16 protein-coding genes are annotated in these 17300 nt (G+C 62.5%); 8 read left to right on the top strand and 8 right to left on the bottom strand.

The features are described 5' to 3' along the window. Positions 1–67 precede the first annotated feature (67 nt). Together K7H91_RS22160 and K7H91_RS22165 are read right to left on the bottom strand one after the other, a co-directional pair. Positions 68–1081, bottom strand: coding sequence for a YeiH family protein (locus tag K7H91_RS22160; RefSeq protein ID WP_230722377.1), 1014 nt, complete (start codon positions 1079–1081; stop codon positions 68–70). 115 nt (positions 1082–1196) lie between these two features. Next, positions 1197–2558, bottom strand: coding sequence for an MmgE/PrpD family protein (locus K7H91_RS22165; protein ID WP_230722378.1), 1362 nt, complete (start codon positions 2556–2558; stop codon positions 1197–1199). A gap of 78 nt (positions 2559–2636) precedes the next feature. Between K7H91_RS22165 and K7H91_RS22170 the strand changes: the two genes are divergently transcribed. The 7 genes from K7H91_RS22170 to K7H91_RS22200 all read left to right on the top strand — a co-directional run bounded on the left by K7H91_RS22170 (position 2637) and on the right by K7H91_RS22200 (position 8746). Further along, positions 2637–3479, top strand: a complete 843-nt coding sequence (locus K7H91_RS22170) for an SDR family NAD(P)-dependent oxidoreductase (protein ID WP_230722379.1) — start codon at positions 2637–2639, stop codon at positions 3477–3479. Further along, positions 3479–4480, top strand: coding sequence for a hydroxyacid dehydrogenase (locus K7H91_RS22175; RefSeq protein ID WP_230722380.1), 1002 nt, complete (start codon positions 3479–3481; stop codon positions 4478–4480). Before K7H91_RS22170 ends, K7H91_RS22175 begins: the two co-directional genes overlap by 1 nt. Further along, positions 4480–5301, top strand: coding sequence for an SDR family oxidoreductase (locus tag K7H91_RS22180; RefSeq protein ID WP_230722381.1), 822 nt, complete (start codon positions 4480–4482; stop codon positions 5299–5301). Before K7H91_RS22175 ends, K7H91_RS22180 begins: the two co-directional genes overlap by 1 nt. Position 5302: 1 nt before the next feature. Then, on the top strand, positions 5303–6253 hold the full coding sequence (locus K7H91_RS22185) for a hydroxyacid dehydrogenase (RefSeq protein WP_230722382.1): 951 nt from the start codon (positions 5303–5305) through the stop codon (positions 6251–6253). 26 nt (positions 6254–6279) lie between these two features. Next, a complete protein-coding gene (locus K7H91_RS22190) occupies positions 6280–6795 on the top strand; it encodes a MarR family winged helix-turn-helix transcriptional regulator (protein WP_230722383.1) in 516 nt (171 codons plus the stop codon). Between the two features lie 309 nt (positions 6796–7104). Beyond that, positions 7105–7536 carry a PaaI family thioesterase gene (locus tag K7H91_RS22195; protein WP_230722384.1) on the top strand — a complete coding sequence of 144 codons (432 nt, stop codon included), beginning with the start codon at positions 7105–7107 and terminating at the stop codon, positions 7534–7536. Next, on the top strand, positions 7514–8746 hold the full coding sequence (locus tag K7H91_RS22200) for a CaiB/BaiF CoA transferase family protein (protein ID WP_230722385.1): 1233 nt from the start codon (positions 7514–7516) through the stop codon (positions 8744–8746). Before K7H91_RS22195 ends, K7H91_RS22200 begins: the two co-directional genes overlap by 23 nt. Before the next feature lie 220 nt (positions 8747–8966). On the opposite strand, the gene K7H91_RS22205 is transcribed toward K7H91_RS22200, so the two are convergent. From K7H91_RS22205 to K7H91_RS22230, 6 genes are all read right to left on the bottom strand, one after another. After that, entirely contained in the window at positions 8967–10433 is a 1467-nt protein-coding gene (locus K7H91_RS22205; RefSeq protein WP_230722386.1) for an FAD-dependent oxidoreductase, read from the bottom strand. Positions 10434–10435: 2 nt separating this feature from the next. After that, positions 10436–11485, bottom strand: a complete 1050-nt coding sequence (locus K7H91_RS22210; RefSeq protein WP_230722387.1) for an ABC transporter ATP-binding protein — start codon at positions 11483–11485, stop codon at positions 10436–10438. After that, positions 11482–12546: an ABC transporter ATP-binding protein gene (locus K7H91_RS22215; protein WP_230722388.1), complete on the bottom strand. Its 1065-nt coding sequence runs from the start codon at positions 12544–12546 to the stop codon at positions 11482–11484. Before K7H91_RS22215 ends, K7H91_RS22210 begins: the two co-directional genes overlap by 4 nt. An 11-nt stretch (positions 12547–12557) precedes the next feature. Then, positions 12558–13388, bottom strand: coding sequence for an ABC transporter permease (locus K7H91_RS22220; RefSeq protein WP_230722389.1), 831 nt, complete (start codon positions 13386–13388; stop codon positions 12558–12560). Beyond that, complete coding sequence (locus K7H91_RS22225) at positions 13385–14326, bottom strand: ABC transporter permease (protein ID WP_230722390.1); 942 nt, start codon at positions 14324–14326, stop codon at positions 13385–13387. The genes K7H91_RS22220 and K7H91_RS22225 overlap by 4 nt, the downstream gene beginning before the upstream one ends. Before the next feature lie 63 nt (positions 14327–14389). After that, positions 14390–15979, bottom strand: coding sequence for an ABC transporter substrate-binding protein (locus K7H91_RS22230; RefSeq protein ID WP_230722391.1), 1590 nt, complete (start codon positions 15977–15979; stop codon positions 14390–14392). A 190-nt stretch (positions 15980–16169) separates the two neighbouring features. Here K7H91_RS22230 and K7H91_RS22235 point away from each other — a divergent pair, with 190 nt between their 5' ends. Further along, entirely contained in the window at positions 16170–17246 is a 1077-nt protein-coding gene (locus tag K7H91_RS22235) for a hypothetical protein (protein WP_230722392.1), read from the top strand. Positions 17247–17300: the final 54 nt, after the last annotated feature.

Here is a 17300-nt window from a genome sequence, read left to right on the forward strand (position 1 = left end):
GCGCCTCTGTTGATCTGAGATTGTTGTCACCGCGAAGGTTTGTATTATTCGGGAATCACCCCCGAGCTCAGAAGGTGGCGATCAGCTTCAGCCCACCGAGAACCAGTGTGGCGATGAAGATTGTCTCCAGCGTCACGAAGGCAATCGCGCGCCAGCCGACCACCATGACCTGGGCAAGCGAAATCTTCATGCCGACGGCGGCGATAGCGATCACGAGCAACCAGCGTGACAGGGTCCCGGTGAACTCCACGACCTCTTCGGGCATCCAGCCGACACTGTTGATGGCCGCGAATATCAGGAACCAGATTACGAATTGCGGCAGAATCGGGGTTCCCTCGGCGTGCTGTCCGCCCTTGCGCCGCCAGTAGATCGAAATCACCAGCACGATGGGCGCCAGCATGCTGACCCGCAACAGCTTGACAAGCGTCGCGATTTCCCCGGTTTCCTCCGAGACCGAAAAGCCTGCACCGACAACCTGTGCGACATCGTGGATCGTCCCGCCGAGGAAGACGCCGGTCTCTATCATCGACAGATCGAAATACTGAATCAGGATCGGATAGACGATCATCGCCACCGTCGACAGCAACGTAACCGAGAGCACAGTGAAGATCAGATTGTTCTCCGAGCGCTCGTCCTTGGGCAGACATGCCGCAATCGCCATCGCCGCCGATGCCCCGCATACCGCGACGGCGCCGCCGGTCAGGATGGCGAAACGCGGGCCCTGCCTGAGCGAGGACGCGATGAGAGTGGCGAACAGGATCGTCGCACCGACGCCGAGAACCACCAGAAGAATTGTCCAGACGCCCAGCAAGGCAAAGATATCGACACTGATCCGGGCGCCCAGCAAGGCAACGCCGGACCGCAGGATTGTCCGCGAGGCAAACTGGATACCCGGCGCCGAGGCGCTTTCCTCGCTTAGAAAGTTCATGGCAATGCCAAAGAGCAGCGCCATCAGCATCGTCGGCGCCTGATAGTTGTCCGATACGAACTGCGCGGCCCCGGCCACGAGGGTTGCGGCAAAGATGCCTGGCAGCAGCTGCCGCCACCGGGAGAGGCGTTCGCTCAGAGGACCAGCGCTCATGGTCAATTTCGTTATCATACCGCGTGCGTCCTTCAATTGTATGTCACAAGCCATAACTCATCGAGTTTACGATCATAATACGATTGTTGACAATTACACTGTTGTCAATAGCGCATCATGCCTTAAAGGCCGGAAACCGCCCCCCGTTGTCGGCAAGGTCGCGAACAACCTCAACCACCCTGTTGCGCTTCATCCCAGCGACCTGCTCCGGCGCAATCGCGAGGAATTTTCGACTTACATCGTCGAACTGCAGGGGGTTTGCCGGCATTCCCACCGGCGCATCGGTTTCGAGATGCACGGTACCGCCGCTCGCAAGGTCGATCTCGACCCGTCCGCAGCGCGCTTTGGGAAACCGTTCCGTGCACTGGCGATCTTCGAACACCTGGGTCCGGGCCGCCAGGGCCTGCACCTCCGATCTTTCGATCACCTCCATCCGCATTTCCCGTGCGGAAACGTCGCCGTACAGGGCGGCCAGCGCAAATATCACCGGCAATGAGAATTTCGCCGCCGAAACCGAGGGCACCGGAAACCGGGTCAGGGCGGCGCTCGCTTTGTACCCATAAATCCGCACCGCGATGATATCGTCGGGATCTGAAGCCTGACCCGCGTGGGATTCCAGCGCCATGGTGATGGACGGAATGGCGTGTCCGCAGGCCATGAACCTCTTGTGGTAGGCGTTATGCACCTCGAAATCCTCCGGAGCGGAGGACAGCTGACGGTCGATAAAGCTCCGGTCGCACTCACCGGCATAGGCGCGGATGAAGCCGTCGGGGGCCTCGAAAACATCGGCCGGGCCCGTGACGCCGCCTTTGGCGGCCAATGCCGCCATCAATCCTGTTACACAGGCATTCGCCCCGTGACTGTGGCGCGAAGACGCCCCGGTCGGCAGAAAAGCAAAGAGCCCCCCTGCCCCGTTGGCTGCGATGCCAAACGCATCGGTCTGCTGTTTGCGCGACAGGCCAAGAATCACCCCCGCGGTCGCGCAGGCCGCAAACGGACCGATCGCCCCGGTCGAGTGGAACCCGGTCTTGCGCAGACCGGCGTCCATGCTACGCACCAATCGGCCGGCGACTTCATAGCCGGCAACCGCCCCGCGCAAGACCCGCCGCATCGGCAGATTGCCTGATTGCGCCAGCGCCAGGGCGACAGGAAAGACGGTGGCCGACAAATGCATGCCCGAAGCGAGCGCATGAGCATCGTCGATGTCCTCGACGGTTGCGAGAAAGCCGTGAACATAAGCCGCCCCCGCCACGCTGATCCGCTCCGGACGATGCAACAGGCGCGCCGGCCCCTCGCCGAAGGCATTTGCCATCAGCGGCAGGGCCGCGTCCGAAGGCGCGGCCAGCGTAGCGGCCAGAAAGTCCAGGAAACAAAGCTTGATCTCTTGCGTGACCGCGCCCGGCAACGGGCGCGATCCCACCCATTCAGTCAGTTCGGCAAGTTGCTCGCTCAGGGTCTGTGTCGGGTCTGGGGACATGTACCGTGCCTTCTCTGTCGTGCTGAAAACCTGCACCCGAACTTAGGCCTGTTGACTTGCATGTAGCAACATGTTTTTTTGACGCCGAACCGCCAGACCGGCACAGATTACCAATTCCAATCCGAAAAGGCCGCTAAAATGAGCATTCAGATCTCGCTTGAAGGTAAGGTCGCCATCGTTACGGGCGGGCGCAGACAACTGGGCGCGGCGCAGGCAATCCGGCTTGCCGAATGCGGCGCCGATGTCTGCATCGCCGATATCGCCGATGACGATCACATGCAGCAGACCTGCGCCGCGATCGAAGCCCTGGGACGCCGCTCCTTGCCGGTGGTCTGTGACGTAGCAGACCGGGCGCAGGTCAAACAGATGGTAGCGCGTTGTACAGCGGAACTCGGGCGCATCGACATCCTTGTGAACAATGCCGGGATCTCGAGCCGCGAAACCCTCATGCACGTGACCGACGAGGAATGGGACGCGGTTTTCAACATCAATCTCAAAGGGCTGGTGATGTGCGCACGCTATGCCGCCGAGCAGATGATCGCGCAAGGCCAGGGCGGCACGATCGTCAACCTGTCGTCGTCTACGGGGCTCAACGCCAATGTCAGCCGCGGCCCCTACTCGGTCTCGAAAGCCGGGGTCATCATGGCGACAAAACTGCTGGCTCGCGAGCTTGGTGAGCACAACATCACTGTCAACGCGCTGGCACCGGGATTTACCTCGACCGCCAAGATCGGCGGGCGCGACGGCCAGATGTTCTATCGAGGCGAAAACGAAACCGACAAGGTCATGGCCAAGCTGGCGATCCAACGTCAGGGCGAGCCCGTCGATTATGCCAACGCGGTCCTCTACCTCGCCTCGGAGCTGGGGTCCTATGTCACCGGCATCACCATTCCGGTCGACGGCGGGTTCACCATTCGCTGATGGCTGTCAAACCCATGCGCATTCCGCTCTATGTCACCGAACCGATCCATTCCGAAGCCGAGCATCTGCTGCGTAGCAAGACCGACGTCGCTTTCGGAACCGAAGAGCTGACGCGCGAGGCGGTTCTTGAACGGGTCGCTGGAGCACAGGTCATCCTGTCGAAAACCGATCCAGTCCTGATCGACGCCCAACTGATGACAGCCGCCCCGGCGCTGCGCCATGTCGCCCGGCACGGCACCGGTTACAGCAACGTGGATCTGGACCACGCCACCCGCAACGGCATCGCGGTATCGATCGCCGCCGGTGTCAACACGGGGGCGATATCGGAGTACACGATCGGTCTGATGTTCGCGGCCGCCCGCTGCCTCCCGCAGGCAAGCGCCGCCTGTCTGAATGGCACGCCGGACCGGCAGGCCTTTGCCGGGCTTGAAGTCACCGGCAAGACCTTCGGGATCGTCGGTGTCGGGCGGATCGGGCGGGCTGTAGTCGAACGAGTGACGGCACTTGGCATGCGGGTGTTAGCCCATCATCCCCGGCCCTCATCGCGTGGCCTGTCCGACCTGCCGCTGGAACTGGTCGGACTGGAGCGCCTGCTGGCAGAAAGCGACGTGATCTCCCTGCACACCCCGCTCACCGCAGAGACCCGCAACCTAATCGGCGCGGACCAGTTCGCGCGGATGAAATCGACCGCCATCCTGCTGAACCTCTCGCGCGGCGGTGTGGTTGACGAAGCAGCGCTTCATGACGCGCTGGCGGAAAAACGCATCTTTGCGGCGGCGACGGATGTTCTGGCAAACGAGCCGGTGCGCAGCAGCGAGCCGCTCTTGCAGATGAACAACTGTATCGTGCTGCCGCATATCGCCGCCATGACGTTCGATACCCAGCGCAACATCGCCATGACGGCGGCACGGCAATGCCTCGCCACCCTGTCCGGCGGCATCCCCGACAATGTCGTCAACCCGGACGCTCTCGAACATCCGAAATGGAAGGACGTGCATTGATGTCGCTTTTTTCTCTCAACGGCAGAACCGCCGTCATCACCGGCGCATCCGGTGCCATCGGCGGCGCCATCGCCCGCGGATTCGCCGAGGCCGGCGCCAACCTGGCGTTGACCTACAATTCCAATCCCGCCCGGCTGGAGGCGCTGGCCGATGACCTTGCCGCGCAGGGGGCGCGGCCGGCCGTGTCGCAGGTCGATGTCCAGTCCGAATCCGCGCTCCGGGCGCATTGCGCGGAGACGCTGGAGCGGTTCGGCGGCATCGACATCCTGGTCAACTGCGCCGGCGGCAATATCAAGGCGGCGATGACCGGTGGCGATACCGGCTTTTTCAACCTGGACGCCAGCGCCATCAGCGAGACCCTGAACCTGAACATCATGGGCGGGGCCGTACTGCCCTGCCTGGTCTACGGGCCCAGTATTGCGAAGAGCCGGTTCGGCGGCTCGATGATCAATGTCACCTCGATGAACGCCTTTCGTCCGCTGGAAGGACGCCCCGCCTACGCCGCGGCCAAGGCGGCGGTCAACAACTTCACCCAATGGCTCGCCTGTCATGTCGCGCAGAACTATTCGCCGGAAATGCGCGTGAACGCGATCGCCCCGGGGTTCTTTCCCAACGAACGCGCCCGGCTGACGCTCTTCGAGGAGGACGGCTCGCTGTCTGCACGCGGACAGAGAATCGTCGATCTGACGCCGATGGCCCGGCTCGGCGAGGTCGAAGACCTGATCGGGACCGCACTCTGGTACGCGTCGAACGCTTCTCGCTACGTGACCGGAACCACCACCGCCGTCGATGGCGGCTTCAACGCCTATTCCGGAGTCTGAGATGCGCAAACCTTACCACGTCCTCGTGCTTGGAAACGTGCGGCCCGAGGGTCTCGACCTGCTGCGGGAGTTTGCCGAATTGACGATCCTACCCGAACCGCCCCGGAAGGCCGATATCCTGAAGGCGATCCCGGCGGCCGATGCCGTGCTGCATAAGATCGCCAAGACGGATGCCGAGATCGTCGCGGCGCAAACCAGGGTGCAGATCATTGCCCGGCACGGCGTCGGGCTCGACGATCTTGACCTCGATGCGATCCGCGCCGCCAATATCCCGGTCTCGATCACCCCGGCCGCCAATTCCAATGCAGTGGCCGAGGCGACGCTGGGCCTGACCCTCGCGGCCCTGCGCAAGGTCACGCAGGGCGAGCGGATGATCAAGGAAAGCCGCGCCTGGGCCCGCGAAAACCTGATGGGGCGCGAACTGGCGCATGCCACCGTCGGCATCGTCGGGTTCGGACGCATCGGGCAGCGCACCGCTCGCTTGTTCCATGCCTTTGGCGCGCGTGTCGTCGTATATGACGCCATGCCGGAGATGCTCGACGATTGCCCTTATGAGACCGCCCCGCTCGATGGGCTTCTGGCGCAGGCGGATGTGGTCTGCCTGCATTGTCCGCTGATGCACGACACGTGGCATCTGATGAACGAAGAGCGTATCGGTCGGATGAAGACCGGATCACTGCTGGTCAACACCTCGCGCGGTGGTCTGATCGACACTGCGGCGCTGACCCAGGCCCTCGAAGCCGGCAAGATCGACGGCGCCGCGCTCGACGTGTTCGACGCCGAACCGCCCGATTTCGATGATCCGCTCTTTGCCCTGCCTCAAGTCGTCACCACACCGCATGTGGCCGCTATGACCCGCGAGGCGCAGATCGCCATGGCTGTCGGCGCGGCAAATGAAATTCGTCGCGTCCTGGTGGACAACATCGGCCCCTCTAATGATATATTCGCCTGATCGCTTCCCAAAACCTCTGGGCCCGGATGACCGACGACACAGACCTGAAGAACGTACCCGTCCGACGCCTGCCGGTTGCCCGGTTCAACAAGCAGGTGAACCTTACCCTATCGCGCCTTTTGAAAGCGGCCGACAGCGACCTGTCGCGCGAGCAGGAGGTCATTTTACGCCAGTTGCGTGTCAGCGACGGGATCAATCAGGTGGCCCTGTCGACGCTTGTCGACCAGGACAGCAACAATATCTCGCGCACACTCGGCCTGCTGGAACGACGGGGCCTGATCCGCCGGGTCACCAGCCCGAAAGATCGGCGGAGCCAGATCGTCAAGATCACCGAAAGCGGCATCGCTGCGCATGCAAAGGCCTATGGCGCGATCACGCAGTATTGGACCGCCGCATTCGACGGTTTCTCCGACGAGGAGATCGAGGCGTTTCGCGACTTAATGTGGCGCATGACCAGCAACCTTGAGAGATTTCAGCGGCGTCACGCGGAAGATCAGGCCAAGGATCGCAATGGCAGCCCGACGCCACCGGGATCGCCGTGAGGACAGTTTCGGACCATCCGAGCACTTCTGGCTCAAGAAAATCGCGACGGGCTCCGACAGTGCATCGGCGTCAACGGCTCGGATTACACACGCACCGTGAGCGCGCGGCGATGGCATCGTAAAGTTAAAGACCCCGGTCAAAAGCCTCGCCCTCCGCTCTCGCTTATGCGGTGTCATTCGGCGTGGTACCGAGTCCCCACACACTTTAAACATTTCAAAGACTTATCGTGTCGATCGGCGTCGAACCCCTATGCCAATTTACAGTATAAATCCTCTGTCCCTCCTGCGCTCAGTGCAGAAGGAAAATAGGTGGCCGGATTTTACTCCGCCCGCGACCGAATTATTCCGCCGCTTCCGTGGCCGACTTTTGCACCGCCGTTCTCACGGCGGGAAGACAGCGGCTTCACCTACGCGCTTGAAACCGGCGAGGCACATGCCAACGCCATCGGCCTGGTCCATGGCGGGGTGATCGCCGGTCTCGCCGACCAGGCGATCGCACTCGTCGCCTGGCGGGCGGCCGACCGGGCGCCGGTGGTAACCGTCGAGATGAGCACGCGCTTCACCGACAGCACAAGACCCGGCGCCCGCCTTGAGGCCGAAGCAGCGGTGCGGCAGACATCAGGCGCTATGATGTTCGTCGACGCCGCGGTGCGAGAAGGCGAGAGAACCGTCGCGCTGGCGACGGCGGTGATGAAGATCGCGCGTAAGGGAGGGCCGGATGGCGCACGCAAACAAGGCTGAGGGGCCGCTTTCGGGCATCAAGGTCCTCGACTTTTCCCGGATTCTCTCCGGCCCCTATGCCTCCATGGTGCTGGCCGATCTCGGCGCCGAGGTGATCAAGATCGAGCCGACCGAAAAGGGAGCCGAGACGCGCGGCTTTCCTCCCTTCAAGGGCGGGATGAGCCACTATTACATCGCCCTCAACCGCTCCAAGAAAAGCGTCGCCCTCGACCTGAAATCGCCCGAGGGCTTGAAGATCGCCCGCGAACTGGCGGCAAAAAGCGATATCGTCCTGGAGAATTTCCGCCCCGGCGTGATGGATCGCCTTGGCCTCGGCTATAATGCGTTGAAGGCGGACAATTCGGGCCTGATTTATCGTTCGATCTCCGGTTTCGGCGCGACAAGCCCGCATCGCGACAGGCCGGCCTTCGACATTGTCGCTCAGGCGTTTTCCGGCGTGATGAGCGTCAACCGCGAGCCGGGACAGCCGCCAAACAAGCTCGGCCTGCCGCTCGGCGACATGGCGGGCAGCATCTTCTCCGTCTTCGGCATTCTCGCCGCCCTGCACGAACGCGATGTGAAAGGGCATGGGCGGCATGTCGAAGTGGCGATGCTCGACAGCCTGATAGCGATGCAGGGCTACCTCTCGCAGATCTATTTCCTCACAGGCGAAAACCCGAAGCCGGTCGGCACGCAGCATCAAAGCATCGCGCCCTATGGCTCGTTTCCGACCTCGGATGGCTATGTGATCGTCGCCTGTCTGACGGAGCGTTTCTGGCACAATTTCGCACGCTGCCTCGATCGTGAAAACCTGATCGAAGACCCGCGCTTCGCGCTCTATCAGACTCGCCTCGAAAACCGGGACCTGCTGGAGCCGATCATCAACGCCCGCATGATGCAGGACGACACAGCCTACTGGCTCGACAGGCTGGCCTCCTTCGACGTACCCAATGCGCCAATCCTTTCGATCGGCGAGGCACTGGAGCAGGATCACGTCAAGGCGCACGGGCTGATTGAAACCGTCCACCATCCCGAAATCGGCGATCTCCGCATGGTGCGCGGTCCAATCCGCTTCGACGGCAAGACGACCGGCCACAGCTTTGCGCCTTCGCTTCTTGGGGAGGACACCGAGGCCGTGCTGATGAAAGAACTCGGCTATTCCAGGGAACAATGCGAGGAGCTGCTCGCACGCTCCGCCGTCGGCGCGCACCGGAAAAGCTGTACGCAGTAAAGCTGAGACGAAAAGACAAGGCTCGCCCTGAAGGGCATTGGCCGGCTCATCAAGATAGAAGCCGGCCAATGCCCCTCAGGGCGAGCGGATGGTCGACGGACTGCGCCGCGGCAACAAGCTTATTGCCGGAAACGCCGCAGTCTACCCCGAACTCGAGGCGATGCTCAAAGGAAACGGGCGACCCTCAGACTGAAATGGAGACAGGGCTTCTTTTCCGCCGTCACTGCCGCTTGCTGTCAGGGCGTTCGAGGGGCTCCTGCGGGAGGACCTCGTCTGAACCCGGGTAGCGGAAAAATGCCGTTTCCCGTTGGAAATGCCACAGTTCCTCGTCGATGCGGGCCGCGCTCCAGCCAAGCTGGCCAGCAAGTGCGGCTACCTCGCTAGCCGCATCCGCTTTCCCGCAATCTGCGTCCCACACACGTCCCCGACGCCGCCAGACAACGTCTGCCAGATGGCGCACATGGGTGTCGTTCGGGCTGATTTCTGGCCCGACGACGGGCGGCTCCCGGCGTTGAGCGCGCGAAAGGCCGAGCAGGTCGGAGATATCGTCGGCCGTTATCGCATGTGCGCCAAGCGAGCCATTTGTGAGCGCGACGAATTTCGGCCCGCCGGCGCGGCCCAGTTGGTGGATCACCCGATTGCGCGCCGCCATCATCGTGCGCGGCTCGTGGGTCAGGGGCCTGAGCCCCGCCCAGCCGAGCGCGGTATCTCCGATATCCACATCGAGCCCCGGCAACTGGCCCTTGAGGTCCGCCAGAAGGGCGGCCTTTTCCGCCGCCTCGGGGCGTACAGTATCGGGGTTCTCGGTGCTGGCCGTCTCCGTTGGGCCGATGAAGTGGCGGTCGCGCCAGGGGAAGCAGTAGAACGGGTGATCGAGCCCGCTCATGGTCATCACGCCATGCCCCCGGAATTCCAGCCCGAGTTGCATGACGAGATGCGATCCGCGCGTCGTGTTGACCATGCGCGGGTGCGCCCGCTCCTCAAGTCCCGCCACCTTGTCGACCCAGGGGCCGGCGAGATTGGCGACCGCCTTTGCCTCGACCGCCCCCTCGGGCGTGTCGAGCCGCCAGATGTCGCCGGTTTCGGAAATGGCCGTCACCGGGCAGTAATTGCGGGCCTCCGCCCCCAGCATCTCCGCCTCCAGCACCATGTCCACGGTCAGGCGCTCCGGCCAGTCGAACTGATATTCGGTGTAGGCGATAACATGGCGCAGCGGCTTGCGCTTCGGCAGGCAGTCGACGAAGGGAAGCGCCTCGCCCAACCGGTCCGGGCGGTAGCGGCGATAATCAAGCGGTGCTCCGCCGCGACCGAAATGACGCAGGACCGCGAAAGCCGCGTCGATCTGCCAGCCGCGATAGGTGTCGCCTTCATAGATCGGAAAGGTCATCCTGATCGGCTTGAGCAGATGCGGGCGCTCGGCGACGAGCGCATTGCGGGCCCGCATGGAACGCTGCACCGTGCGCAGGGCGCGCGTCAACTGGTCGGGACTGGTCAGGAAACGCGACATCGAACTGCCGGGCGCAAGATAGCGTAGCCCGCAATGCAGAAGCCGCGACGACCGACTGGTGGAGCCGCTTCCGAAGTCCGCCTTTTCCAGCAGTATGACCTGCGCACCGCGCGCGGCCGCCTCACGCATGAGCGCCGCGCCATTGATGCCGCCACCGATGATCGCAAGATCGTAGACCATGATCAGGCCGCCTGGCCGCGCAAAGGCGGCATAACCGGCAGATCCGCCGCGAAATGGCAGGCGGCCACATGCCCCGCCTCCAGCGGGCGCGGCTCCGGCAGACGGGCGCTGCAAAGCTCTTGCGCATGGGCGCAACGCGGATGAAACGGACAGCCCGGCGGCGGCGCGATCGGAGAAGGCAGTTCGCCGAAGCTTTCCATTTCCTCCAGCCGAAAATCGGGATCGGGCACCGGGGTGGAGCGGATCAGCATGCGCGTATAGGGATGCCGCGGATCCGTGAAAATCCGGCGACCGGGCCCGACCTCTACCCGGCGGCCGAGATACATGATCACCACCCGATCCGACAGGGCGCGCACGACCGACAGGTCGTGGGAGATGAAGATCAGGGTCAGGCCCAGTTTCTGTTTCAATTCTTCTAGAAGACGGATCACCTGTAGCTGGATCGATACGTCGAGTGCGGAAACCGCCTCGTCGGCGATCAGCACCTCGGGCTCCAGCGCGATGGCGCGGGCGATCATGATGCGCTGCCGCTGGCCGCCGGAAAACTCATGCGGATAGCGGTCGAAATCGGCGCCTGACAGCCCGACCATGTCGAGAAGCTCGCATACCCGTTCGCGCCAGCCGCGCGGGGCAACGCCATGAACGATCAAAGGTTCGCCGACGATATTGCCGACGGTCTGTTTGGGCGAGAGCGACGAAAAGGGATCCTGAAACACGATCTGGATGGCCCGGTGAGCCTTCTTCCAGGCCGACTTGCCGCATCTTGCAAGGTCGAGGCCTTCCGGCCCGAAACCGGACGCTGTGGGATAAAAGCCGATCCTGCCGGAATGCACCGGCACCAGCCCCATCAGCGCCCGCGCCAAGGTCGATTTTCCGCATCCGCTTTCGCCGACCACGCCCAGCGTCTCGCCGCGACGGACCTTCAGGTTGAAGCCTTCGACCGCCTTCAGCACCTTCCTGCCGCGCCCCATGAAACCACCGCCCACGTCGAAACGGACCGAGAGGTCGCAAATATCCAGAACGGTATCGTTGTCTGTCTTCATCTCTGTCATCGGATTTCCGCCTCCAGCCAGCATCGTGCCTTGTGTGTTTCGCTCACCTGAAATTCCGGCGGCGTTTCATGCGCGCAGCGCTTTAGCGCCATGCGACACCGAGGCTGGAATGGACAGGCGGACGGATCTTCGGGCAGGTCGCGGACCGATCCAGGGATAGGATCCAGCGTCTCCATGTCCGTTTCCTGGTCGCGCGCGAGCGAGGGGACGGAAGCCAGCAGGCCGCGCGTATAGGGATGGCGCGGGTTCTTGAATATCTCCCGCACCGTGCCGCTTTCGACGATCTTGCCGTGATACATGACATGGACGTGGTCGGCGAGTTGCGCCACCACGCCGAGATCATGGGTGATGAACAGCGTCGCGGTATGACGCTTCACGCTGAGTTTGCGGATCTCGTTCAGGATCTGCGCCTGTGTCGTCACGTCCAGCGCCGTGGTCGGTTCATCGGCCAGCAGCAGCCCCGGATCGCAGGCGAGCGCCAGTGCAATCATCACTCTCTGCCGCATGCCGCCCGAAAGCTGGTGGGGGTACTGTTTCGCCCGGATTTCCGGCGAAGGGATGCCGACAAGCCGCAGCATTTCAAGCATCCGATCCCACGCCGCTGCGCGCGACAGGCTGATATGCTGACGGATCATTTCAACGATCTGGCGGCCATTGCGATGGGCCGGATTAAGCGATGTCATCGGCTCCTGGAAGATCATCGACATTGCCCGTCCGCGCAGGTCGCGATAGGCGCTGCCGCGCGGCGTGAGCGCGGCGAGGTCGGTCACGCTATCGCCCTCGCGAAGCAGGATCTGCCCGCCGGTCACCGAAAGCGGCGGGCTTTGCAGAAGCCCCATGATGGCAAGCGAGGTCACGGACTTTCCGCATCCGCTCTCACCGACGAGACAGACGGTCTCACCGCGCCGTATGTCGAAGCTGATGCCCTTCACCAGAGGCTTCGCTTCGTCTCTGGTGGTCAGGGTGATCTCCAGATCACGGACGCTGAGTTGCAGGTCGTTGCTGAAATCGGGCATACGATCTGCCGCGTGGCTGGGCTGGGATGTGGTCATTGTGGACATGCGGCCTGATCCTAGCGGTAGTGCTTGGGGTCGATGATGTCGCGGACGGAATCGCCGACGAGATTGAAGAAGATGATCGTCAGGAAAATCGCCGCGCTCGGCACCAGCGCCATCCAGGGCGCGATCGGCAGATAGTCGAGGCCGTCCTTGATCATGTTCCCCCAAGTCGGCTGCGGCGGCGGCACGCCGATTCCGATGAACGACAGCGACGCCTCGATCTGGATCGCCGTGCCGATCCACAGCGCCCCCACCACCAGCAGTTCACTGAAGATGTTGGGCAGGATATGCACCCGGAAAATCCGCAGGAAGGGGGCTGACACGGCATTGGCCGCCTCGATGAACTCGCGCGGGCGCACCGTCATGGTCGCGCCATAGGCAATGCGGGTGAAACGCGGCGTCATGACGATGGCCAGACAGAGGATGACCTTGTCCAGGCCCGAGCCGAGGATCGCCATGACCGCGATGCCGAGGATCAGCGCCGGAAACGCCATCAGACTGTCGGCGACGCGCATGATCGCGACTTCGGTCCAGCCGCGCCAGTATCCGGCAAGGACGCCGAATATGGTGCCCACAACCATCGCCACCCCGATCGAGACGATGGAGACCAGAAGCGAAACCCGAGCACCGTAGATCGACCGCGACAGCAGGTCGCGGCCCTGGTTGTCTGTTCCCAGAATGTGCTCGGCGGACGGAGCGGCCAGGGTATTGTAGGGGTCGTGATCAAGCGGATCGGCGATCGGCAGAACCGGCGCAAGGGCTGCGACCAGAAGCAGGACGAGAAGCCCGGCAAGGGCGAAGGCGGCGACGCCATTGCCGCGAAAACGGGAAAGAAGCACAGTCATTTCGCCCGGATCCTGGGGTTGGCGATGCCGTAGAGGATGTCGGCCAGCATGTTCACGAGGATGATCAGAAAGGCGTAGACCACCAGAACGGATTGCAGCGAGACGTAGTCACGCTGGCGCATCGCGCCGACCAGCAGCCGCCCGAGACCGGGGCGGGAAAAGATGATTTCCACCATCACCGAGGACGAGATCAGCATGATGAAGTTGATCGCGCAAAGCGAGATCAACGGCACCAGACAGTTCGGGAAGGCATGGCCGAGAATGACGCGCCATTCCGGGATACCCTTGGCGCGCGCCGTGCGGATATAGTCGTCGCTCAGTACGTTCAGCATGGCATTGCGGGTGACGCGGGTCACATAGGCCATCATGATCAGCCCCAGCGTTGTCGCCGGCAAGACCAGATGATCCAGAATGCTGAGCACATCGCCGCGATCACCCCCGCCGACGGCTGGCAGGATCGGTACGTAGATCGCGAAGATCAGCATCAGCACGATCCCCAGCACGAAGCTGGGCACCGAAAGGCCAGCCAGCGACAAGACGCGGCTGCCGTGATCGACGAAGCTATCGCGCTTCACCGCCGAGATCATGCCGAGCGGCACGCCGAGCAGGATACCGATCGCAAGCGCTGACAGCGAAAGCTCCAGCGTGTAGGGCAGAGCCGCCAGAATCTGGTCGGCAACCGGGCGGCCGGAAGACAGGGACGTGCCCAGGTCCCCCCGCAAAAGCCCGGTCAACCCATCCCAGTATTGCACCACAAGCGGACGATCGAGCCCCATCTGCTTCTGCAGATTGGCCACTGCCTCAGCAGAGGCATAATCGCCCAGCATGGCGGTTGCAGGGTCGCCGGGGGCGATCCGAAGCAGAAAGAAGACGATCGTGTAGACGAAGAAGCAGATCGGAATGATATTGACCGCCCGCTTCGCGATGATCTCTAGCATGGCATATTCCCAGTCGGTTGACCGAAGCCCGGAAGAAGGGCTTCGGTCCGCGCTAGCCGAGGTTTATTCGGCGATATCTGTCTGTTCGGTTACCGGCAGGAAAAAGGCAAGGTTGCCCTCCAGCTCGTAACCCAGTTCCAGCGCATCCGTGTGCGCGATAGCGCTGCGACCCTGGAAAACGGGAATGGCCGGCAGATCACGCAAGATCTGTTCGGACGCCTGTTTCCACAGAGCCGCCTGCTCCTGCGTATCGACCGTGTTGCGCGCCTCGGCGATCAGATCATCAACACCGGAATAATGCGAAAAATTGGTGTCGGGCGAGGATCCGTCGGAGATATCGGAGGCGCTGTCGTAGAAGCGGGTCAGGAAGACATCCGCATTCGGCCGCCATGCCATGTAATGCACCACCTGGCTGGCGTCGTCGCGGATCAGCGAGTGATAGGTGGCGTGATCCACGACCTGCAGATCCAGGTTGATGCCGGCGTCGCGAAGCTGGGCCTGGATGTTTTCCATCGGACGCAGCATCACCGACAGTTCGGTATGGATCACCTTCAGGGTGATGCCGTCCGGATAGCCGGCCTCGGCGAGCAGTTCGCGAGCCTTTTCGGGATCGTAGTCATAGTTCAGACCATCGGCCACGACCTCGTCATTGGTCAGGCCGCCGGGCAGATATTCGCCCGGAAAGGGCGCAAGAAGCGGCGTTGCCGTTGCCGGGCCGATGGCTGCGACAACGGCGTCGCGGGAAATCGCATGCGCTATCGCCTGGCGCACGCGGATATCATCCAGCGGCGGATTGTCCATGTTCAGGAACAGCACCGAGGCGGAGCCGGGGCCGAAGACCTCGACATCGATATTCGGGTAGCGCTCCATCAACTGCACCCAGGACTGCTCGCTGCTGCCCTCGATCACGTCGAGCTCGCCGGTGCGCAGACCGATGCCGCGCGCGGAAACGTCGGCCATGAACAGGATATCGACGCCGGGCAGCTTGGGCGCGCCGCGGAAATAGTTTTCGTTGGCGACGAGATCCACTTCGCTCTGGGGCGTGTAGGAGGAAAAGCCGAAGGGGCCGGTGCCCACGGGATGGAGGCGGAAGCCGTCAGCGCCCATGTCCTCATAAGCGCGCTTGGAAATAATGAAACCCGCGCCGTAGTTCATCAGCTTGGCCAGCATCAGGGTTTGCGACAAGGGTTCCGGCGTGGTGATCGTCACGGTCATCGGGTCAGGAGCGGCAATGGTGATGCCGGCATATTCGCCGGAATAGGCCGACTGTTCCGGGTCCATGGATTTATTCAGCGAAAAGACGACGTCTTCCGCCGTCATTTCGTAAGGCTCGCCGCCATCCCATCCCTGGAACATCACGCCCGGGCGCAGATGAAACGTCCAGGTCAGACCATCCTCGCTCTGCTCCCAGCTTTCCGCAAGGTCGGGTTCGATAGCGCCCATATTGGCGGTGCCCGCGGGCAGTCGCACCAGACCGTTGAAGACCATGGATGCAATCGCCCGATCCACGTGACTTGAGGCGCGATGCGGGTCCAGCGAACTGATGTCGCCGACGTCATAGGCGACCCTGAGGTCGCGGTCCGCAGCGTTCGCCGCCAGGGGGGCGGTCGCGATCAGCAAGGCGGCAAGGCCGGTGGAGATAGACAATTTCATAACATTCTCCTTCTGAAGGTCCGTTATACGAACTTTTTTGTCTGACATTATTCCAAGCGAGAACAGCCCATCTGTCAACCGAAAATGCATATTTCTGAAATTTCGGAGTTTCGCTTGACAGATAATCGCGCTTCGTGAACCTTTATTATGGACTTTTAAGTCCGACATACGAACCTGAAGGATCACCAAAGTGTCTAAGCAAGAATTCCTCTATCTGTCCCAAGAGGAGGCTGTCGCCTGCGGCGCGGATGATATACCCGCGACGGTCGCCGACGTTGATCGCGCAACGCTCCTGCTCTACCGGGGCGACGCCATCGAGGCGACGACGGCGACTTTGTTCTGGGATCTTCCCAAGGACGACCTGAAGAAGACCGTGGGATACAAGGGCACCAAGCGGGCCAATATCCACGCCGCCTTTCTCGACAATGACGGCGACCGGATGGTCGGACTGAAAAACATCCCGTCCAACCCGGAAAACCCGGCCAAGGGCCGCGGCCCGCGCGCTTCCGGCCTGCTGACGATGCTGGATCCCGAAAGCGGCTATCCGATCGCGCTGATGGATGCGGCCGTGATCAGTTGCATTCGCACTGGCGCGCTTGGCGCGCTCGGCGCGCGCTACCTGCGCAAATCCGGCAGGAACGACGTGGCCGTGATCGCCACCGGTCCCATCAACCAGGCCGCGATGGAAGCCCTGGTGCATGTCTGCGACGACGGACGCGACATCGGCACAGTGCGGGTCTTCGATATTTCGACCGAGCGGGCGGAGGCCTTCGCCGAACGCCTGCGCAAGGCGCACGGGCTGGACGTGGCCGTCGCCGCCAGTGCCGAGGAAGCGGTCCGCGTCAGCGATATCGTCATGCCCGCCACCACGCTGACCGATCCCGAACAGGCGTATATTCGCTACGAATGGCTACGCCCCGGCGCGCTTTTCATCGACCTATCGATCTGGGATGCGGAATATGATCTGTTCGCCAGGGCCGACAAGCTTTACGCTAATTCCCACGAAGCGCTGGACCGCAGGAACCTGACGCCGGGATGCCTCATCGATGCCGGCATCATCACGCCCGATCGGCTATTGGACCTAGGGGGTGTGATCGCCGGCGACGTTGCAGGCCGCGAGAACGATGAGGAAATCATTGTCTATTGCGCCCGCGGCATGGCCATTTACGATGCGATCTGCGGGCACCGCGTCCACAAGACCGCGCGCGAGAAAGAGGCAGGGCGCGACCTGACGCTTTGGAACGAGCCTTACTGGGCTAGATTCTAGCCGTTGTCCGGTGATCGGGACTTCTCCCGAGGCCGGGCGGCGGTGCAATCGATC

The organism is Martelella mediterranea (assembly GCF_021021415.1).
In the GTDB taxonomy this organism is placed as follows: Bacteria; Pseudomonadota; Alphaproteobacteria; order Rhizobiales; family Rhizobiaceae; genus Martelella; species Martelella mediterranea_C.